The following is a 19377-nucleotide window of genomic DNA, read 5'->3' as shown; positions in this document are numbered from 1 at the left end:
CGGCCGCCAACGCCCCTGGTACGGGGCGGTGGTGCGGTGTCATCAGATCCCTCGGCGCTTCCAGGACTGCCACCAGAGCCATTCGCGTCCCCGGTCGGCGACGGCGGACAGCACCAGTGGCTGGAGGTACGGCATCACGCGGGCCCCGATCCGCCGGCGCCGGCGCAGCGCCCCGTACTCGGCGAGCGAGGTGTACTGCGGCAGGCATTCGGCGGCGAAGGCCTCCAGGTCCTCGACCGGGACCACCCCGGTGCGCCCGCGGTCGTAGGCCCGGTAGGCGCGCCGCAGGGCGTACCGGGCGAGCCGGGTGCGGGCCGCCGTGGACAGCCGGCCCGCCTCCGGGAGCAGGCCGCCGCACTTCTCCAGCACCGAGTCGAAGGCGACGAGGCGCTGGCGCAGGTCGTCGAGCTGTCCGCCGAAGTCGGTGGTGGACATGTTGTTGCCGTGGACCCGGTAGAAGGCCTGGTCGGCTCCCCGGACGTAGCCCACGTCGGCGTGGGCCGCGAGCCGCATCCACATTTCGATGTCCCCGGCGTGCGGAAGCTCCGGGTCGTAGCCCCCGACCTTGCGCTGGAGGCTGGTGCGCACGACCACCTCGGGCGAGGTGATGCACCCGGTGCCCTCCCGGAAGCGCCGCTCCAGCCACCACCGGCCCGGATAGACCACCGAGCCGGTGCTCCGCGTGCGGGCCCCGGGCAGCGGCCCGCCGTGCTGGAACCGCAGCGGCCTGCCGTAGGCGAAGCCGGCTTGCGGGTGGGCGTCGAGCAGGGCCGCGGCGCGCACCAGGGCGCCGGGGACCAGCCGGTCGTCGGCGGAGAGCAGGGCGACGTAGTCCCCGTCCGCCCACTCCAGCAGGCCCTCGTTGTAGGTGGCGATGTGCCCCTGGTTCTTCTCGTGGACCCGGACCTCGATCCGGGGGTCGGCCGCCGCGAGGGCGCGCGCGACCTCCGCGGAGTCGTCGGGGGAGGCGTCGTCGATGATCAGTACCCGTACGTCGACGCCTTCCTGTTCGTCCAGGACGCTCTTGACGCAGTCGGCCAGGAAGTGGCCGTACTTGTAGCAGGGGATCACCACGCTGACGGTGCTCACTGGCCGGACACCTCCGTGGAGCCCTCCGCGAGTGGGGCGGGGGGCGTGGTGGTGAAGACCGGGCCGACCCAGTAGTTCACCGATCCGAAGGTGTTGTTCGGGAAGACCGTGGCCGCCCCGTACTTGTAGAGGCCGTTTCCGGTGCCCGCGCCGCCGCCGTCGGCCGGAGCCACCAGCGGGTAGGAGCGGTGCGCCGCGCTGAAGTAGCCGCCGTCCACGGAGTACTTGCCGTTCGGCGCGTGGTACGAGGCCACGTACTCGGTGTTCGCGGTGATGGCCACCGGGGTGGTGAAGTGCAGCTGCTGCCAGCCGGACAGGGTCTCGCTGCCGAAGGTTCCGGTGGCCAGGAGCGTGCCGGTGGCGGACCAGAGGCTGCCGGTGTGCGTACCGGTGTTCCCGGGGCCCTTGTAGAAGGTGACGCCGGTGACGTAGCCGGCGACCGAGGACTGGAAACGGGTGCCCAGTTCCACGGAGTTGGTGTCGTCGCCGACGTTGGCGGTGGTCGGGGTGGCGTTCGGACCCCACAGGGTGCAGGGGCAGGTCACCGCCGGCGGGGTCGCGCTGGTGGTGAAGGTCCAGGTGACCGGCTCCGCCATGGCGTTGCCCCACAGGTCGGCGGCCTTCACCGAAGCCGTGTAGGTGGTGTTCAGCGCCAGTTCGGAGGACGGGGTGAAGGTGGCGCTGTTGGACACGTCGAGGATCTTGCTGCCCGGGACGTTGGCGCCGCCGGGGCCCTTGAGGGTGAACACCAGGGTGTCCATGTCCACGGCCGAGCTGAAGGTGGCCTTCACCGTCGTGGTGATCGCGGTGCCGGTGGCCGCGGACTGCGGGGTGGTCGAGGTGACGGTCGGGGGCGTCGTGCTCGCGGTGGCGGTGTCGAGGACCGCGTCCACCCAGTAGTTGCTGCCGGAGGAAGCGGTGGACGGGAACCCGCCGGTGCCGCTGTAGCGGTAGACGCCGTTGCCGCCGTCGGTGCCGCTCTTCAGCGCGGTGAAGGGAGCCAGCCCGGCGCCGGCCGAGGCGAAGGTGGTGTCGAAGGAGTACCCGCCGTTGGGGGCGAAGTAGGAGGCGATGTAGGTGGTGTTGGCCTTGACTGGGATGGGCGAGGAGAAGTTGAGCTGCTGCCAGCCCGACGCCGTCTCGTTGGTGAAGGTGCCCGTGGCCAGGCGCTGGCCGGAGCTGCTCCACAGGCTGCCCGTGTGGGTGCCGGTGTTGGCCGGGGACTTGTAGAAGCGGACGCCCGAGATCGAACCGGGCACCGAGGAGCGGATCTTCACGCCGAGTTCCACGGCGCTGCCGTCTCCGGCGTTGACGGTGCCCGGGACCGCCGCGGCGGGCCAGACGGTGCAGGGGCACTCCTGGGGGCCCACGGTCAGCGGCACGGTGGTGGTGGCTCCGATGTTGACGCTGTCGTCCACGGCGCGGACCTTGATCTGCGCGGAACCGGGCGTGGTCGGGGTCCACTTGTAGCTCCAGGACCCGAAGCCCGCGGTGGCCTTCCAGGTGGTGCCGCCGTCGGTGGAGACCTCCACGCGGGCCACGACTCCGCCGCCGCTGTCGGAGGCGGTGCCCGTGATGGTCACGGGCCGCAGGGCGGGCACCGTGGCGTTCGCCGCGGGGCTGGTCACGGTGATGACCGGGCCGGTGTGGTCCGTGGAGGCGGTGGCCACGAGCAGGTTGCTCTGCAGGGACTTGGGCTGGACCCCCATGTCGGCGAAGATGTTGACCGTCGCCTGCTGCATCCGCTTGTCCTCGGTGACCACCGCGTCGTCCGGGTTGCCGGTCGGCATGTTGGTCAGGCCCCAGGACCACTGCACGGTGCCGGACCCGAAGACCAGGGCGCCCGAGGTCTGGTCCCGGAAGGCGACCAGGCTGTGCGTCGCGGTCCCGTTGCCGTACGTGTTCCCGTAGTCCAGGCGGTACTTGCCGTCGTTGATGTCCACCGTGGTGGACGACATCGCGATCTGCCCGGGCGGGCGCGCCGCGTCCTCCACGTCGCTGTCCCACTCGTAGCCGAGCGTGCCGACGGGGAAGGTGGCGGTCTGGGAGGGGGTCAGGTTCGCGACGGTGGTGCCGCGCCACAGCCGCATCTTGGCGTACGCGCCGGGGACGGTGATCGCGTCGCTGCGGTAGCCGTTCACGCTGAAGAGCGAGCCGGTGACCTGGTTCTGCGGCTGGTAGGGCCGGCCGTTCGTGGCGCTGGCCGGGTCCATGAAGGTGCCCGTCCAGATCCCGCTCGGGTCGGGGATTCCGTTGGGCTGCGGGAAGGAGAGCTTGGTCTCCTTGTAGCAGACCAGGGTCCGGTTGGCCGTGTTGGCCCCGTCGATGCTGGGGGCCAGGCGGGTCTTCCAGAAGACCTCGTTGCCGGCGAAGTACGTCTGGTTGACGCCCGCGTGGCGGGCGTTCAGGGCGTTGGTGAACTGATCCTGGGTCCAGTACTCGTCGTGCCCCGAGGACATGAACACCTTGTGGTTCTGCAGCTGGGTGGCACCCATGGTCGACATGTCGATGCCCGACATGTAGCTGACGTCGTACCCGTTGCGCTCCAGCCAGGCGACCATCTGGTACTCGGATCCGTAGATCCCGTTCTCCCCGCCGATGTCCATCGGCCGGTTGTAACTCACCTCGTAGGCCCGGCCGTCGGGCGCGGGGCCGGCGCCGTCGTACAGGTCCTGGCCGCCGTAGTTGTTGTAGGCCTGCCAGGTCTGGTCGCTGGTCTGCACGACGATGTCGGAGTGGCTGGAGTCGTTGCGGACCACGAACGGGTAGGGCATGACGCCGTTGCCGTCCGCCTGGTCGAAGTTGACTATGTAGAGGCCGGAGACGGCGTCGGAGGGCACAGTCCATGACGAGGTGACCGGCCAGTTGCCGCAGTCGACCAGGCCGGTGGAGGGCTTGGTGGTGCAGCTCTGCGGGTTGCCGCCCTGCGGGAAGTTCGCCGGGTGGGTCTGGGCGGCCTGGGCCGGGGTCGACATCAGGCGGGCCCCGTCACCCCCGTAGTGGCCGAGCCGGTAGACCGAGACCTTGTACGCCGTCGGCGACTGGATCTTGAACTGCAGGGTCTCGCCCGCCTGCACGCTCTCCCGGGCCGGGAAGCCCTTGATGTCGCCGTAGGCGCTGGGTGCGAACCAGTCGGACATCGGCGTGCCCGCCTTGGAGTTCTCGCACACGATCGAGTTGGAGCCGGGGCCGCACGGGTCCGCCGCGACCGCCACCGATGGCGGCAGCGCCGCCGCCATCAGGGCCGCCACCACGGTGAAGAGCCCGTACCGCAGCAGCCTTGTCCGTCTGTTCATCCGAACCTCATCTGGGAGTGGCTTGGTGATTCGACGCCGGAGCGTCAGCGCAGCGCTGCTGAGAGCGCGTCCACGACCCGCTGCTGTTGGGCGGCGGTGATCTGCGGGAAGAGCGGGAGGGAGAGCATCCGGTCGGCGGCCAGTTCGGCGTGCGGGAAGGACCCGCGGCCGTGGCCGAGGTGGGCGAAGGCCGGGGTGAGGTGGACCGGGGCCGGATAGTGCACGCCGGCGCCGATGCCCTCCGCGTTGAGCTTGCCGACGACCGCGTCGCGGTCGGCGCCGCTGACCCGGATGACATACAGGTGCCAGACGTGGACGTTGCCCGGCGCCGTGACCGGCAGGGTGAGGCGTCCGGTGGCCGCGAGGTCTCCCAGCAGCGCGTCGTAGCGGGCGGCGGCGGCCCGGCGGGCCTCGTTCCCCCCGGCGAGCCGGGCCAGCTTCGCCCGCAGCACCACGGCCTGCAGACCGTCGAGCCTGCTGTTGAAACCGGCCACGTCGTGCCGGTACTTGGCCACGCCTCCGTGGTTGGCCAGCGCCCGGACCAGGTCGGCGGCCTCCTCGTCGTCGGTCACCACCGCGCCCGCGTCCCCGTAGGCGCCCAGGTTCTTTCCCGGGTAGAAGCTGGTCGCGGCGATCTGGCCGCTGCCGGGGGTGCGGCCCTCGCGGGAGGCGCCCTGGCTCTGCGCGGCGTCCTCGACGAGCTTGGCGTACGGGGGCAGGCCCGCGGCCAGGCCGGCCGTGTCGGCGCACTGTCCGTACAGGTGGACCGGGACCACCGCGCGGGTGGCCTTGGTGACCGCGTCGAGCGCTGCCTGCGGGTCCAGCAGCAGGGTGTCGGGGAGGCAGTCGGCGAGCACCGGCCGGGCGCCGATCCGGGCGACGGCGCCGGCGGTGGCGATGAACGTGTTCGCGGGCAGCACGACCTCGTCGCCGACGCCCACCCCGCTCGCCCGCAGGGCCAGTTCCAGGGCGTCGGTGCCGTTGGCCACGCCGACGCAGTGCCCGACCCCGGCGAAGGCCGCGTACTCGCGCTCGAAGGCCCGGACCTCCTCGCCGCCGATGAAGGCGGTGTCGGCCAGGACGCGGTCGAATCCCGCACGTAATTCGTCCGCGACCTCGGCGTGCGCGGCCTTCAGGTCGACGAGCGGTATCTGGTTCATGCGGCTGTGCTCCCCATCCGTGTCTCCGGCCTCCGGCCGGTCTCCGACTCATCGGCCCGCAGCTCGTCGAGCGCCGGGCCCCCCGCCTCGCGCAGCCGGCGGGCGGGGCTCCCGGCCCACACCTCGCCGGCCGGCACGTCGGCCAGGACCGTGCTTCCCATCCCGGTCAGCGACCAGGCGCCGACCTCGCAGTACTCCCGGACCAGCGCGCCGGCGCCCACGTAGGCCCCGCGCCCCAGCCGTACCCCGCCGCCGAGGCGGACCCCGGAGGCCAGGGTCGCGAAGTCCCCGACCTCGTCGTCGTGGGTGAGGACCACGTGGGGCATGACCGCCACGTGGGACCCCACCCGTACCGCCGCCGTCAGCACGCAATGCGCGAGCAGCACCGTGCCCGCGCCGAGGACCGAGGAACCGGAGAGCGCCACCGTGGGGTGGACCACGGTGGCGTACCGGCTCTCGGGCAGGGCCAGGCGCCGCACCAGGCGCGCCCGCACCCCGTAGTCACGGGGGCTCCCGACGCAGACCACCACGCGGGCGTCCGGGCGTTCGTGCACCAGGTCGCTGCCGCCCAGCACGGGGACGCCGTCGACGTCCCGGCCGTGCAGGGCCGGATCGTCGTCGAGGTGTCCGGCCAGCCGCCAGCGCGGGACCCGGCCCGCCGCCAGGTCCGCGGCGGCCGCGTCCCGTACGGCCTGGGCGGTCTCCCGGGCGAAGCCGCCGGCGCCGACGATCAGCAGGCCTGTCGTCGGCGCGGTCCCGGTGGCGGGAGCGTGCGGACCGCTCATCCGCCGTCGGCCTGTGCGCGCAGCACCGTCACCACCCGGTCCTGCTGCTCCTCGGTCATCGTGTGGAACAGCGGCAGGATCAGCGAGTCGCGGGTGATCCGCTCGGTCACCGGCAGCGCCGCCGCACCGTGACCGGCGTACGCGGGCTCCAGGTGGGAGGCCATGATCCCGCGGCGGGCGGAGATCCCGGCCTCGGCCAGCACCGCGAGCAGCTCATCGCGGCCGACGGGGAAGTCCTCGGCCAGGAGCACCCAGTACGACTGGAAGTTGCCCTCGCCGTGACCGGGGTCCCGGACCGGGGTCAGGCCCCGGACCCCGGCGAGGAGCTGCGCGTAGCGGGCGGCGAGGAACCGCCTGCGGGCCACGATCTCGTCCAGTTTGCCCAGTTGCACCAGGCCGACCGCCGCCTGGATGTCGGTCATCCGGTAGTTGTAGCCGACCTCCAGGTAGCTCTCGGCGATCGGCTTGCTGCTCGCGTGCCGCTGCGCCGCGGACACGTTCATGCCATGCTCGCGCAGCCGGCGCAGCCGCTCGGCCCACGCGGCGTCGTCCGTGGTCACCATGCCGCCCTCGCCGGTGGTGATCACCTTGCGGGGGTGGAAGGACCAGGCGGCCAACAGCGCTCCCTGGCCTACCGATTTGCCGCCGACGGTGGCGCCGATGCCGCAGGCGGCGTCCTCCACCAGGGCGAGGCCCCAGTCGGCGCAGGCGGCGCGCAGGGCGTGCACGTCGACCGGGACCCCGGCCTGGTGGACGGCGATCACCGCCTTGGTGCGCGGGGTGCGGACGGCGTCCACGGTGGCGGGGGTCAGGTTCCCGGTGGCCTCCTCGACGTCCGCGAAGACCGGCTGCGCGCCCACGTAGCGCACCGCGTTGGCCGTGGCGATGAAGGACAGCGAGGGGACGACGACCTCGTCGCCCGGACCCAGGTCCAGTGCGATGAGCGACAGGTGCAGGGCGGTGGTGCACGAGCTCACCGCGATGCCGTGCTCCGCGCCCACCCGCTCGGCGAAGGCCCGTTCGAACTCCGCGACCCTGGGGCCCTGGGCCACCCAGCCGGACAGGACCGCGTCGGCGGCGGCCCGCGCCTCGTCCTCTCCGAGCCACGGGATCATGACCGGAATCCGGGCGGGAGCGGCGGCGGAGGCGTCCTGGGCGCTCATCGGCCGGCCTCGAGGGCGGCCGCGTCACCTGAAGCCGCGTCCGCGCGCTCGGCCCGCCACCAGTCGACCAGGTCCCGCAGCCCGGTGCGCAGGTCGATCTTCGCCGTGAAGCCGAGGCGGTCGGCGGCCTGCGAGGTGTCCGCGAGCCGGCGGGTCACCCCGTTCACGGCGCGGGCCGGTCCGTGCTCGGGCGCCAGACCCTCGGCGCCCATGGCCTCCAGGAGGCCGTTCGCCAGGTCGAGGAGACTCGTCTCGGAGCCGCTCGCGATGTTGAACACCTCGTCGGTCAGGTCCGATTCGGCCGCCAGCAGGTTGGCCCTGGCGATGTCCCGGACGTCGACGAAGTCCATGGTCTGGGTGCCGTCGCCGAGGATCAGCGGTGGTTCGCCCGTGGCGATCCGCTCCATCCAGCGGATCAGTACCTCGGTGTACAGCCCGTGGATGTCCATCCGGGGGCCGTACACGTTGAAGTAGCGCAGCGCGACGTAGTCCAGCCCGTACATGGAGTGGAAACTGCGCAGCACGCCCTCGTTGAAGGCCTTCGCGGCGCCGTAGAAGGTGTCGTTGTTGTACGCGTGGTGGCGCTCGGTGGTCGGGAAGGACTCCGCCATCCCGTAGACCGAGGCCGAGGACGAGGCGATGACCTTCCCCACGCCGGCGGCCGCGGCGGCCTCCACCACGTTGAACGTCCCGTCGACCATCACCTCGTTGGCCAGCCGCGGCTCCTCGGCGCACTGGGTGATCCGGATCGCCGCCAGGTGGAAGACCAGATCGGCCCCCTCGGTCGCCTTGCGCACGGCGGGTATGTCCCGTATGTCGCCCTCGACCAGGTCCACCACGCCGCTCGGCAGGGCGCGGGCCAGGTTGGCTCGGCGCCCCCGGACGAAGTTGTCGAGCACGACGATCTCGCGTGCCCCGTTGTCCACCAGCAGGTCCACCAGGTGCGAGCCGATCGTGCCCGCTCCGCCGGTGACCAGAATCCTCTTGCCTCGTACGCTGCTCAACGCCCTGCCCCTACTGAGTCGGTCATGGTGTTCCCTGCTGTGCCCGGCGCGCCGCACGCGGCCGCGTACCGGGAGGGGTCTGGAGAGGTCAACGTCCGGTGCGCAGTCCGACGACGGCGCCCTTGAACTCCAGGCTGCGGGAGGCCGCTTCGAGGATGTCGAGGACCTGGAGTCCGGCCCGGCCGTCGGTGAGCGCCGGCCGCCTCGTCCTGATCGCCGCGGCGAACTCCTCGACCATGCTGCGCAGGGCCTCCTTCTCGCCGAGCGCGGGCGCCACCATGTCGCCGGTCCGGTAGGAGACGAGCATGTCGCGGCGCTCGTCCGCGCCGATCTCCTGCGGGGCCGTGAGGTCGACCCCCCGGTCGAACACCGCCACCCGCTGCGTGGGGTTGAGGTCGTCCCACACCAGGGTGCGCTTGGAGCCGCCGACCATCGTGGTGCGGACCTTCACCGGGGACAGCCAGTTGACGTGCACGTGCGCGATGGCGCCGGTGTTGAGCTGGAGCGTCAGGTAGGCCACGCAGGACTGGCCGGCCCCGATCGGGTCGGCCCCGTGCGCGGCGACGGCGACCGGGTGCACGTTGTCCGGGAGGATGAAGTCGAGGACCGAGAGGTCGTGGGGAGCCAGGTCCCACAGGACGTCGATGTCCTTCTGGACCAGCCCGAGGTTGATCCTCACCGAGTCCACGAACTGGATGTCGCCGAGCTCGCCGGAGCGGACCATGTCCCGGATGCGGGCCACCGCCGGGGTGTAGCAGTAGGTGTGGTCGCACATCAGGGTGAGGCCGCGTTCCTCGGCCTCGTTCACCAGCCGCAGCCCGTCCTCGTAGGTGGCGGCGAGCGGCTTCTCCACCAGGACGTGCTTGCCGGCGCGCAGGGCTGCCAGGGCGACGTCGAGGTGGGTGCCGGCCGGGGTGGCCACGGCGACGGCCTCGACGGCGGGGTCGTCCAGAACCGCCGCGTAGTCGGCCGTCGCCTGGACCGTCGAGTACCCGCCGAGCACCTGCCGTGCCCGGTCCACGTTCAGATCACAGAGCCAGCGGAGCCGGAACTCCGGACTCGACTGGAAGTTGCGGACGAGATTGGGGCCCCAGTAGCCCGCTCCGACGACGGCGACCCCTAACGGCTCGGTCCGTCCCGCACCCGCACCTGCGCCCGCGGCGTCCCGCCCGGCGTCCTTCGCGGTGTCCTTCACAGCGTTCCCTTTCCTTCCGCGCACGCCCGCGGGCGTGTCGACGACCCATGGCCGGAACGCGTGCGAAGGAAGGGGGTGCCGTCGAGGGCATGCCGGGCGCCTGTGCGCCCCGAGCGTGACCCGCCGACGGTGATGGCCCCCACGACCGATGCCGTACGTGTTGCACGTACTTCCGCCCCCCGGCCGTCCGGCACCCCTCGCGCCGGCCGGCCACGGACAGGCGGCCTGTTCCCCCAAGCCGCCGAATCCGTAACCTGCCCCAACTACCCTGCGCCGACTGGATCGCAGCGTGGACCACGGCGTTGCCGAAGCACGCCCAATCCGGTCGGCTGCGTTCAATCTAGACCACCGGGCGTACCCCCGGGGAGAGTTGGAGGAAACGGTCGGTACGGGCGTTCGAGCATGCATACTTCCGGGGTGACCAGCATCGTGATCCCGGCCCACAACGAGGGCCGGGTCATCGGCCGGCTCCTCGACGCGCTCCTCGCCGAGGCCCCGGCCGCGGGACCCGACATCGTCGTGGTGTGCAACGGCTGTACGGACGACACCGCCGCGGTGGCCGCCGCCCGAGGCCCCCGCGTACGCGTGGTCGAGATCCCGACTCCCTCCAAACACCGGGCACTTCGGGTGGGCGACGAGCACGCGCGGGGCTTCCCCCGCCTCTACGTGGACGCGGACGTGGTGATCGGCGCGGCCGACGTACGGGCCCTCGCCGACGCCCTCGCCACCAGCCCGGCCCTGCTCGCCGCGGCCCCCGGCCGGGACATTCCGCTTACCGGCTGCGCCTGGCCGGTCCGGGCCTACTACCGCGTCTGGCAACTGCTCCCGGCCGTCCGCGAGGGGCTGTTCGGGCGCGGGGTCATCGCGGTGACCGAGCCGGGGCACGCCCGGCTCGCCGCCCTGCCGCCGCTGATGGCCGACGACCTGGCCGCGTCCCTGGCCTTCGCGCCGGAAGAGCGCCGGGTGGTGGAGTCGGCCAGGGTCGTGGTGCTCCCGCCGCGCACCTGGGGCGACCTGATCAAACGCCGGGTGCGGGCGGCGACTTCCTCCGCCGAGCTGGAGCGGTTCCAGGCCGCGCGGGCCTGCGAGCCGGCCGCGGCGCCCCCGCCGTCCGCGCGCACCGGTACGGGAGACCTCCGGGCGCTGCTCCGGGCCCGGCCGCACCTGCTCCCCGGAGTGGTGGTGTTCGTCGTGGCGGCCCTCGCGGCCCGCCGGGGCGCCCGCAAGGCCATCCGGACCGGGGACTTCTCCACGTGGCTGCGCGACGAGAGCAGCCGCCAGGGCTGACGGCCGAATGGGAGGAGCGGCCGACTGGGCGGAGCGGCCGAATCCCGCCGTACCCAGCCCAGTTGGCCCGTACAACCATTAGGGTGCCACTCGCACGTACGACTGGCTCACCGCACAGACGCACGCCGGACCGGGAGTTCGAAAGCATGTACCTCGCGGACCGCTCCGCGCCCGAGGACGCGAAGACCGCCGCCGACGGATCCCCCGTCCGCGGACCAGCGGTCGCCTCGGCCGTCCTCGCACTGGGCTCCGTCAGCCTGATCACCGACGTCTCCTCGGAGATGGTCACCGCCGTCCTGCCGCTCTACCTCGTCGCCGGACTCGGCCTGAGCCCGCTCGGCTTCGGCGCGCTCGACGGCCTGTACAACGGGGTCAGCGCGCTGGTGCAGCTGACCGGCGGCCACCTCGCCGACCGGATCCGCAACCACAAGCTGATCGCCGGCCTCGGCTACGGACTGTCCGCGCTGTGCAAGCCGCTGCTGCTGCTCGCCCACAGCCTCGGCCCGGTGGCGCTGATCCTCGCCCTGGAACGCACCGGCAAGGGCCTGCGCACCGCCCCGCGCGACGCACTCATCTCCCTTTCCACACCACCCGAGTTGCAGGGTCGGGCCTTCGGCGTGCACCGCGCCATGGACACCACCGGCGCGCTGCTCGGGCCCCTCGCCGCCTTCTTCATCCTGAGCGTGACGGTCGACGGGTACGACGCCGTCTTCGGGGTCAGCGCCTGCGTGGCCGCACTCGGCGTCGTGGTGCTCCTGCTGTTCGTCCCGTCCGGCGCGGAGCCGCGCCCCGCCCGCCCGAAGCTCGCCGCTCCCCCGGTACCGGCCCCGCGGCAGCCCGCCTCTCCCGGGGCCGCCTCCCCGAAGCCGGACGCGGTGAACCTGCGCGATGCGCTGGGCCTGCTGCGCCTGCCCCGGCTGCGCGCCCTGGCGGGCTGCGCCGCCCTGCTCGGGCTCACCACCGTCAGCGACGCCTTCCTCTACCTGCTGCTCCAGGACCGCACCGGCATCGGCGAGCGGTGGTTCCCGCTGCTCCCCCTGGGCACCGCGGCCGTGTTCCTGCTGCTGGCCGTGCCGGCCGGCGCGCTCGCGGACCGCATCGGCCGGCGCACCGTGTTCCTCACCGGGCACGCCCTCCTGCTGGCCGGCTACGGGCTGCTCCTGTGGGCCCCCGGGCTGCCCGCGCTCCCCTACCTGGTCCTCGCCCTGCACGGCATGTTCTACGCCGCCACCGACGGGGTGCTGCCCGCCGCCGTCGCCGCGACCGTACCGGCGAAGCTGCGGGCCACCGGCATCGCGCTCGTCGGCACCGGTCAGGCCCTGTCCCGCTTCGGCTGCTCGCTGGCCTTCGGCGCCGCGTGGACGGTCATGGGCTCGGGCCCGGCGCTCGCCGCCGCCGCGGCCGGCCTGTGCTGCTGCGCGGCCGTCGCCGGCTTCGTACTCCGCCCCACGGCCCCGGACGGCGCCACCGCCGGGAACCCGCACCCCCGACGCACCCGACGCCCCCGAGGAACCCGATGACGCGCTCACGCCGGCTGCTCGTACTCGCCCTGGCCGTGCTGCTCCTCGGAGGCGTGGCCGGCGTGCTGGTGGTGCGCGCCGCCGCCCGGTCCGAGCAGACCCGCGCGGGCGACCCGACGGCCGCCCCGGGCAAGGTGACGCTCGACCGGCGCGGCGGCCTGGCCTTCCTCAACGGCGCGCAGGGCCGGCACCGCGGAGCCCTCGTCTCCGTACCGGACCGCTCCCAACAGGACGAGCGGACCGCATCAAGCCTCACCTGCCTGCGGTTCCACGCCGCGGCCGGCACCGGCGTGTGCCTGAGTTCCTCTCCGGGCACCCTCGCCCAGGACAACCGGGCGCTGATCGTCGACTCCGAGCTGCGCACGCTGCGCACGTTCCCGCTCGCGGGCACCCCGTCCCGGGCCCGGGTCTCCCCGAGCGGCCGCTTCGCCGCCTGGACCGTCTTCGTCGCCGGGGAGTCCTACGGGTCCGCGTTCTTCTCCACCCGCACCTCGATCGTGGACACCCGCAGCGGGGCGCTCGACGCGGACCTGGAGAAGTTCGCCATCGAGCTGGACGGCCGCCCCTACAGCGCGAGCGACGCAAACTTCTGGGGGGTCACCTTCTCCAAGGACGACGACACGTTCTACGCCACCCTGGGCACGAACAACCAGACGTACCTGGTGAAGGGGTCGATCGCGCGGCGCAGCGTCACCACCCTCGCCTCGAACGTCGAGTGCCCGTCCCTGTCCCCCGACGAGACCCGGGTCGCGTACAAGAAGCGGGTGCAGCGCGGGGCCTCCCTGTGGCGCGAACACGTGCTGGACCTACGAACGTTGCGGGAGCAGCCGCTGGCGGAGAAGCGCAGCGTGGACGATCAGGCGCTCTGGCTCGACGACCGGACCCTCGCCTACGCCCTGCCCGCCGAGGGCTCCCCGGACACCACGGACCTCTGGACGGTCCCGGCGAACGGCACCGGAGCCCCCCGCGTCCTGGCCCCGGCGGCCTCTTCGCCCACCCGGCTGGGCTGACCGGCTGGGTTGACCGGCCGGGCTGACGGGAGCCGTACCCGGGGGCCCGCAGAATCGTTGGGGCGGGCATGGGCACTCCACACGCCGTCTCCCCGTCCCCGGCCCGGCACCGGGCACCCGAGCGCGCCCCCGCCGCGACGGCACGGGGCATCCCCCGGCAGCAGTCGGGCAGCGCCGCCCCCTCGGGCGGGGCGGTCGTCTTCGAGCAGCTCGCCCGCGAGTGGGAGGCGCGCGGGGCCACCGTTCCCGGCCGTCCCGACCCGCTGTGGGAGCGGCTGATCACCTACGCGCACTTCCAGCGCGAGACGGACGCCACGCTGCGCAGCCTGCGCCTGGACGGAGCGGAACCCCCTCCGGCCCCCACCTCGGCGGGCCCGCGGTGGACCCGGATGTAAGCCGGGCACGATCCGGGGGGGGCGTACGGAAAAGCCCGGGGCCCCGGTCGGTGGTGGCCGACCGGGACCCCGGGCTCCGTACACGTTGTTCCTGCGGCTCCCGCTACACGCCCGAGGGGGCGCCGAGCATGGCGGACGCCTTCTGGAGCGGGGTCAGGCCGTCGGCGGGCGCCGGGACCGTTTCGAGCGGGCGGCAGGTGAAGCCCAGTGCGGTCAGGGCCCTGACCACCTCGGCGGCGGTGAAGTCGCGGCGGTCCTGGCGGGTGATGACGGCTCCCACCTGCTTCACGGGGTAGGACCGGCGCCCTATGACCACCGAGTCACCGGTGATCGGTTCGGGCTTGACGCCCTTCATCGATTCCAGGACCCCGGCCTTGGTCAGGTCGAACGGAAAGCGGGCGATGACGAAGCGCATGCTGCCTCACAGGTAGAAGAGAACCGTCCGTGCCCGGTCCGGCAGGATCCGGGCGGGGCTACCTAAGCCGCCGTGGTGGCCGCGGACTGGCGCTGCGGCCCCCGGGCGTTGGCGGAGGTCCTGCTGCGCCGGTCCTGCGCGGGCCGGCTGCGGCGGCCCCGGGAGGCGCCGCCTGCGGCGCCCCTGGGCCGCTCGGTGACGGGGGCCGTGATGACGACGGGGATGCCGGACGGCGCCTGGGCACCGGTGATCCGGCTCAGCTCGGCCTCGCCGGAGCGGACCTGCGCGGTCTGCGGGGTGATGCCCGCGGCCTGCATGAGACGGACCATGTCGCGGCGCTGGTTGGGCAGGACCAGGGTGACGACGCTGCCGGACTCACCGGCGCGGGCGGTGCGGCCGCCGCGGTGCAGGTAGTCCTTGGGGTCGGTCGGCGGGTCCACGTTGACGACGAGGTCCAGGTTGTCGACGTGGATGCCGCGGGCCGCGACGTTCGTGGCCACGAGCACGCTGACGTGCCCGCTCTTGAACTGCGTGAGGGTACGGGTGCGCTGGGGCTGCGACTTTCCGCCGTGCAGCGCAGCGGCGCGCACCCCGTTGCTCAGCAGGTGCTCGGTCAGCCTGTCCACGCCGTGCTTGGTGTCCAGGAACATGATCACGCGGCCTTCGCGGGCGGCGATCTCGGTCGTGGCGGCCTGCTTGTCGAAGTTCTGGACGTGCAGGACGTGGTGTTCCATCGTGGTGACGGCGCCGGCCGAGGGGTCGACGGAGTGCACGACCGGGTCGGTCAGGTAGCGGCGGACCAGCAGGTCGACGTTGCGGTCGAGGGTGGCGGAGAACAGCATCCGCTGGCCCTCGGGGCGCACCTGGTCGAGGAGCGCGGTGACCTGGGGCATGAACCCCATGTCGGCCATCTGGTCGGCCTCGTCCAGGACGGTGATCCCGACCTGGTTCAGCCGGCAGTCACCCCGCTGGATGAGGTCCTTCAGCCGGCCCGGGGTGGCGACGACCACTTCGGCTCCGGCGCGCAGCGCGCCGGCCTGCCGGTGGATCGGCATGCCGCCGACGACGGTGGCGATCCTCAGCTTCACCGCGCGGGCATAGGGCGTGAGGGCGGCGGTGACCTGCTGGGCGAGCTCACGCGTCGGTACGAGGACCAGCGCGAGCGGCTGGCCCGACTCGGCCTGCTGGCCGGCGGTACGGGCCAGCAGCGCGAGGCCGAAGGCCAGGGTCTTGCCGGAGCCGGTACGGCCGCGTCCCAGGACGTCCCGGCCGGCGAGGCCGTTGGGCAGCGTGGCCGCCTGGATCGGGAACGGCGTCGTCATGCCCTCACGGGTGAGGGTGGTGAGGAGCTGGGCCGGCATGGCCAGGTCGGCGAACGCCTCGACGGCGGGCAGCGCCGGGACCACGGTGACCGGCAGGGCGAATTCGCCCTGCGGTGCGGCGGGACGGCGCCCGTAGCCGCCGCCACCCGAGCGCTTGGGGCCGCCGCCGCCACCGCCGCCGGAGCGGCTGGGGGCCGAGGAGCCGAAGCGGCTGCCGGAACGGCTGGAGGAGCCGGAGGAGCCGCCGTACGAGCCACCGTAGGAGCTGTTGGAGCCGTAGGAGCTGCCGGATCCGCCCGAACGGGAGGACGAAGAGCGGTCATTCATGCGGGTCGTGCGGTTCATGCAGAACCTTCCTCGATACGGCGCACATCGAGGAGTTCTCGGCAGCGGAAATCTGGCCGCACGAGGATTCACAAGAATGAGCCGGAGCATAAAAAATATGACGGAGTTGAATCGAACTTCGATCGACCCGTCAGATAAGGATTATCACCCTATGTGCCGGCGAAATATGCGCCGCATGCGGGTGGGGAGCCGAGGAGTGCGTCCATCGGCCGAACGGTGGGGCGCTGGGACAGGTTTCCCCGTCGCGCCGCTCACGCGGGCCCAGACGGCCCGCAGATCAAAAAACGCAACGAGCTGGGGCCCGCACCCAAGGTGCGGGCCCCAGCTACGCGGTTACGCGTGAACGTCAGGCGGTGACGATGTTCTCGGCGGTCGGGCCCTTCTGGCCCTGCGCGATGTCAAAGCTGACCTTCTGGCCTTCCTGAAGCTCACGGAAGCCCTGCGAGGCGATGTTCGAGTAGTGGGCGAACACGTCAGGACCGCCACCCTCCTGCTCGATGAAGCCGAAGCCCTTTTCCGCGTTGAACCACTTCACGGTGCCATTAGCCATGTTTTTTAACTCCTTCGGGGCACAGCCCAGAGATCCGCACTGTGCGAACCTCAAGTCGCCGATGATTGCCCAGCCCGGAAAACGCCGGAAAAACAAGAACACTCACCCGGCTCCTGCGAGAGGAGCGGGCAGAGGTGCTCGAAATTTTGGGAACCACAACTGCAACTCAAACCACAGTAGCACGCCGGGGTCGGATCGGCGTGAAAATAAAATCCGCTCCTTCACCGGTCCGGAAATCCTCGACGGGCCCCGTGTGCATTTTCCGTACGGCGGCCCGGATTTTTCGGCGGTGGTCGGGACCGGGCCCGGGATCCCGTACAGTGATGTTCACAACGACGCGGGGTGGAGCAGCTCGGTAGCTCGCTGGGCTCATAACCCAGAGGTCGCAGGTTCAAATCCTGTCCCCGCTACGAAAGGTACGGCCCCCTTGACGCCCAGGCGTCAAGGGGGCCGAACCCGTTTTCCGGCCCGCGTCAGGGCCGATGCGGCCGCCCTGGCGGTGAGGTGGCCGGCTACAGCTCGGTCAAGTAATGCGTGCGGCTCGTTCAGATGGCCCGGGTCTCTCCCGCCGGGTGGGCGCTCAGCTCGACCACCTCGACGCAGCGCCGGAGCTTGGCCTGGGCGCGGGGCGAGTCGGAGACGGGGACCACGATCTCGCACACCGCGAGGCCACCGCCGTCGGCGACCCTGAAGGACAGCGTCCTGACGGACAGGTTGTTGAGCACCGCGGAGATGCGGTTGAGGGCGTGGCCGCCGTCCCGGAGGGTGATGGTCAGCGCGTGGCAGGCGGTGTCGCCGGTGCGCACGGCGTCGTCGACGGCGGGGAGAACATCGCTGCGGGTCATGAGGGGGTGGGCTCCTGTCCTGGGGCGGAGTGCGTGGTCCCGGAAAACAAGAAGACCCCTCGCGGATGCGAGAGGTCTGCGTGCGGGCGGTGGGCTGCCGGGGTGGTACCGGTTCAGCTCCGGGCCGGCACGCCGGCGCTAATCTTCTGCTGGCGCATGCGAGGAGTCTGGCATGCCGCCGCCGACATGTGACACCACATCTCACGATGCGGATGGCCCGCGCGGCAGGCCCCTCGGGAGGCACCCCCTCCGCCCGGCACCCGCCCAATGGCGCACCCCGGTCGCGACCCGCCGTGGTGGGTGGTGGCCTGGGTGGGTGACCGTACGGCCGACCGGGGCCCGTGCGGCCCGGGCGAGGAGACACATCGTGGCCAAGGCCTATCTGGTGGGTGCCGGCATCGCTTCCCTGTCGGCGGCGGCGCTGCTGATCAGGGAGGGCGGTTTCGCGGGCTCGGACATCACGATCCTGGAGGCTCAGGGCCGCACCGGCGGGAGCCTGGACGCCGCCGGAGACCCCGAGAACGGCTACACCATGCGCGGCGGCCGGATGTTCGAGCTGCACTTCGAGTGCACCTACGACCTGCTGCGCTCCATCCCCTCGCTGGACGCTCCGGGCACCTCGGTCACCGAGGACACCTTCGCCTTCCACGAGGACTTCGCCTGGAACGACAAGGCCCGCCTCGTCGACTCCTCCGGCCTGCGGGTCGACACCCGCTCGATGGGGTTCTCCGAGCGCGACCGCCTGGACCTGGTCGCGTGCGTGGCCTCCCCCGAGTCCCGGCTCGACGGCAAGCGGATCTCCGACTGCTTCACCCCCGGGTTCTTCACGACGAACTTCTGGTACATGTGGTGCACGACCTTCGCCTTCGAGCCCTGGCACTCGGCGATCGAGTTCCGGCGCTACCTCAACCGGTTCGTGCACCTCTTCAAGACCTTCGACACCATGTCGGGCATCTACCGCACCCGCTTCAACCAGTACGACTCGATCGTGCGCCCGCTCCAGAGCTGGCTGCGGAGCAACGGCGTCGTGTTCACGATGAACACCACCGTGACCGACGTGGAGCTGGCCGACGGCGAGGGCACCACCGTCACCGCCCTCGCCTGTACGCGCGAGGACTCGGCCGTGCGGATCCCCGTCGCCGCCGAGGACCTGGTGTTCGTCACCAACGGATCGATGACCGCGAACTCGACCCTGGGATCCACCGACACCCCCGCCGTACTGGACACCTCCGCGCCGGACGCTTCGTGGCGCCTTTGGCAGAGCCTGGCGGCCAAGCGCCCCCACCTGGGCGACCCCTCGGTGTTCGCCTCCTCCGTCGAGGACTCCACCTGGGGCTCCTTCACCGTCACCACGCAGGACCCCACCTTCTTCAAGGCCATGGAGGAGTTCTCCGGCAGCGAGGCCGGCAAGGGCGGTCTGATCACCTTCAAGGACTCCGGCTGGCTGCTGACCATCGTCCTGAACCACCAGCCGCACTTCCACGAACAGCCCGAGGGCACCTACGTCTGGTGGGGGTACGCCCTGTTCCCGGACAAGGCCGGCGACCACGTGGGCAAGACGATGGCCGAGTGCACGGGCCGCGAGATCCTCACCGAGGTGCTCGGGCACCTGCGCCTCGAACAGAGCGAGCAGATCCTGGAGTCCTCGGTCGTCGTTCCGGCGCTGATGCCGTACATCACCAGCCAGTTCCTGGTGCGCAAGGCCGGCGACCGGCCCGAGGTGGTACCGGAGGGCTCCACCAACCTGGCCTTCATCGGCCAGTACGCCGAGGTCCCCGACGACGTGGTGTTCACCGTCGAGTACTCGGTGCGCACCGCGTGGACCGCGGTGGCCCGGCTGCTGCACCTGGACCGGCAGCCGCCGCCGGTCTACAAGGGCGGCCACGATCCCAAGGTGCTCCTCGAAGCCCTGCACACCATGCACCGCCGCTGAGCCCCGGCCGCGCCCGTCGTCCGGTCGCGCCCGTCGTCCCGACCCCCGCCCCGGCCTGCGGGC

Annotated in this window: 16 protein-coding genes and 1 tRNA gene; 6 read left to right on the top strand and 11 right to left on the bottom strand. The window is 72.0% G+C overall.

Features of this window, described 5'->3' with window-relative positions:
• Positions 1 to 42: 42 nt before the first annotated feature.
• The 7 genes from MTF69_RS34605 to MTF69_RS34575 form a co-directional block, all read right to left on the bottom strand.
• Positions 43 to 1089, bottom strand: coding sequence for a glycosyltransferase (locus tag MTF69_RS34605; protein ID WP_243340333.1), 1047 nt, complete (start codon positions 1087 to 1089; stop codon positions 43 to 45).
• Positions 1086 to 4385, bottom strand: a complete 3300-nt coding sequence (locus MTF69_RS34600; RefSeq protein WP_243340332.1) for a DUF4082 domain-containing protein — start codon at positions 4383 to 4385, stop codon at positions 1086 to 1088. The genes MTF69_RS34605 and MTF69_RS34600 overlap by 4 nt, the downstream gene beginning before the upstream one ends.
• A 44-nt stretch (positions 4386 to 4429) precedes the next feature.
• Positions 4430 to 5545, bottom strand: a complete 1116-nt coding sequence (locus MTF69_RS34595) for a DegT/DnrJ/EryC1/StrS aminotransferase family protein (protein ID WP_243340331.1) — start codon at positions 5543 to 5545, stop codon at positions 4430 to 4432.
• Entirely contained in the window at positions 5542 to 6330 is a 789-nt protein-coding gene (locus tag MTF69_RS34590; protein WP_243340330.1) for a NeuD/PglB/VioB family sugar acetyltransferase, read from the bottom strand. The genes MTF69_RS34595 and MTF69_RS34590 overlap by 4 nt, the downstream gene beginning before the upstream one ends.
• Positions 6327 to 7493 carry a DegT/DnrJ/EryC1/StrS aminotransferase family protein gene (locus MTF69_RS34585; protein WP_243340329.1) on the bottom strand — a complete coding sequence of 389 codons (1167 nt, stop codon included), beginning with the start codon at positions 7491 to 7493 and terminating at the stop codon, positions 6327 to 6329. The genes MTF69_RS34590 and MTF69_RS34585 overlap by 4 nt, the downstream gene beginning before the upstream one ends.
• Positions 7490 to 8497: an NAD-dependent epimerase/dehydratase family protein gene (locus MTF69_RS34580; RefSeq protein ID WP_243340328.1), complete on the bottom strand. Its 1008-nt coding sequence runs from the start codon at positions 8495 to 8497 to the stop codon at positions 7490 to 7492. The genes MTF69_RS34585 and MTF69_RS34580 overlap by 4 nt, the downstream gene beginning before the upstream one ends.
• A gap of 88 nt (positions 8498 to 8585) precedes the next feature.
• Positions 8586 to 9692 (bottom strand): Gfo/Idh/MocA family protein, encoded by a 1107-nt coding sequence (locus tag MTF69_RS34575; protein WP_243340327.1) that lies wholly within the window; start codon positions 9690 to 9692, stop codon positions 8586 to 8588.
• 417 nt (positions 9693 to 10109) lie between these two features.
• On the opposite strand from MTF69_RS34575, the gene MTF69_RS34570 reads away from it, so the two are divergent.
• The 4 genes from MTF69_RS34570 to MTF69_RS34555 all read left to right on the top strand — a co-directional run bounded on the left by MTF69_RS34570 (position 10110) and on the right by MTF69_RS34555 (position 13904).
• On the top strand, positions 10110 to 10979 hold the full coding sequence (locus MTF69_RS34570) for a glycosyltransferase family 2 protein (RefSeq protein WP_243340326.1): 870 nt from the start codon (positions 10110 to 10112) through the stop codon (positions 10977 to 10979).
• Positions 10980 to 11125: 146 nt separating this feature from the next.
• Positions 11126 to 12499 (top strand): MFS transporter, encoded by a 1374-nt coding sequence (locus tag MTF69_RS34565; RefSeq protein WP_243340325.1) that lies wholly within the window; start codon positions 11126 to 11128, stop codon positions 12497 to 12499.
• Positions 12496 to 13509, top strand: coding sequence for a TolB-like translocation protein (locus MTF69_RS34560; RefSeq protein ID WP_243340324.1), 1014 nt, complete (start codon positions 12496 to 12498; stop codon positions 13507 to 13509). Before MTF69_RS34565 ends, MTF69_RS34560 begins: the two co-directional genes overlap by 4 nt.
• Before the next feature lie 68 nt (positions 13510 to 13577).
• Positions 13578 to 13904 carry a hypothetical protein gene (locus MTF69_RS34555; protein WP_243340323.1) on the top strand — a complete coding sequence of 109 codons (327 nt, stop codon included), beginning with the start codon at positions 13578 to 13580 and terminating at the stop codon, positions 13902 to 13904.
• Between the two features lie 103 nt (positions 13905 to 14007).
• Here MTF69_RS34555 and MTF69_RS34550 read toward each other — a convergent pair whose 3' ends face one another.
• The 3 genes from MTF69_RS34550 to MTF69_RS34540 all read right to left on the bottom strand — a co-directional run bounded on the left by MTF69_RS34550 (position 14008) and on the right by MTF69_RS34540 (position 16536).
• On the bottom strand, positions 14008 to 14319 hold the full coding sequence (locus tag MTF69_RS34550) for an SCO5918 family protein (protein ID WP_243340322.1): 312 nt from the start codon (positions 14317 to 14319) through the stop codon (positions 14008 to 14010).
• Between the two features lie 62 nt (positions 14320 to 14381).
• Positions 14382 to 15986, bottom strand: a complete 1605-nt coding sequence (locus MTF69_RS34545) for a DEAD/DEAH box helicase (protein ID WP_243340321.1) — start codon at positions 15984 to 15986, stop codon at positions 14382 to 14384.
• A 346-nt stretch (positions 15987 to 16332) separates the two neighbouring features.
• A complete protein-coding gene (locus MTF69_RS34540; protein ID WP_053678014.1) occupies positions 16333 to 16536 on the bottom strand; it encodes a cold-shock protein in 204 nt (67 codons plus the stop codon).
• Between the two features lie 336 nt (positions 16537 to 16872).
• Here MTF69_RS34540 and MTF69_RS34535 point away from each other — a divergent pair.
• A tRNA-Met gene (locus MTF69_RS34535) sits at positions 16873 to 16946 on the top strand.
• Between the two features lie 135 nt (positions 16947 to 17081).
• Here MTF69_RS34535 and MTF69_RS34530 read toward each other — a convergent pair.
• Positions 17082 to 17381 carry a hypothetical protein gene (locus tag MTF69_RS34530; RefSeq protein WP_243340320.1) on the bottom strand — a complete coding sequence of 100 codons (300 nt, stop codon included), beginning with the start codon at positions 17379 to 17381 and terminating at the stop codon, positions 17082 to 17084.
• A 367-nt stretch (positions 17382 to 17748) separates the two neighbouring features.
• On the opposite strand from MTF69_RS34530, the gene MTF69_RS34525 reads away from it, so the two are divergent.
• The gene (locus MTF69_RS34525; RefSeq protein ID WP_243340319.1) at positions 17749 to 19314 is read left to right on the top strand and encodes an oleate hydratase; all 1566 of its coding nucleotides are present in this window, start codon (positions 17749 to 17751) and stop codon (positions 19312 to 19314) included.
• The last annotated feature ends 63 nt before the right edge of the window (positions 19315 to 19377 follow it).

Origin of the sequence: Streptomyces sp. AP-93 (genome assembly GCF_022808175.1) — a bacterium.
Lineage (GTDB): Bacteria > Actinomycetota > Actinomycetes > Streptomycetales > Streptomycetaceae > Streptomyces.
The sequence above is the reverse complement of the archived record's forward strand: the minus strand, read 5'-3'. Positions and strand labels throughout refer to the sequence as shown.

Coding starts and splice junctions, on each gene's coding strand:
- MTF69_RS34595 (WP_243340331.1), bottom strand. CDS start 5,545: ATGAACCAGATACCGCTCGTCGACCTGAAGGCCGCGCACGCCGAGGTC.
- MTF69_RS34550 (WP_243340322.1), bottom strand. CDS start 14,319: ATGCGCTTCGTCATCGCCCGCTTTCCGTTCGACCTGACCAAGGCCGGG.
- MTF69_RS34545 (WP_243340321.1), bottom strand. CDS start 15,986: ATGAACCGCACGACCCGCATGAATGACCGCTCTTCGTCCTCCCGTTCG.
- MTF69_RS34530 (WP_243340320.1), bottom strand. CDS start 17,381: ATGACCCGCAGCGATGTTCTCCCCGCCGTCGACGACGCCGTGCGCACC.
- MTF69_RS34600 (WP_243340332.1), bottom strand. CDS start 4,385: ATGAACAGACGGACAAGGCTGCTGCGGTACGGGCTCTTCACCGTGGTG.
- MTF69_RS34540 (WP_053678014.1), bottom strand. CDS start 16,536: ATGGCTAATGGCACCGTGAAGTGGTTCAACGCGGAAAAGGGCTTCGGC.
- MTF69_RS34565 (WP_243340325.1), top strand. CDS start 11,126: ATGTACCTCGCGGACCGCTCCGCGCCCGAGGACGCGAAGACCGCCGCC.
- MTF69_RS34555 (WP_243340323.1), top strand. CDS start 13,578: ATGGGCACTCCACACGCCGTCTCCCCGTCCCCGGCCCGGCACCGGGCA.
- MTF69_RS34560 (WP_243340324.1), top strand. CDS start 12,496: ATGACGCGCTCACGCCGGCTGCTCGTACTCGCCCTGGCCGTGCTGCTC.
- MTF69_RS34590 (WP_243340330.1), bottom strand. CDS start 6,330: ATGAGCGGTCCGCACGCTCCCGCCACCGGGACCGCGCCGACGACAGGC.
- MTF69_RS34585 (WP_243340329.1), bottom strand. CDS start 7,493: ATGAGCGCCCAGGACGCCTCCGCCGCCGCTCCCGCCCGGATTCCGGTC.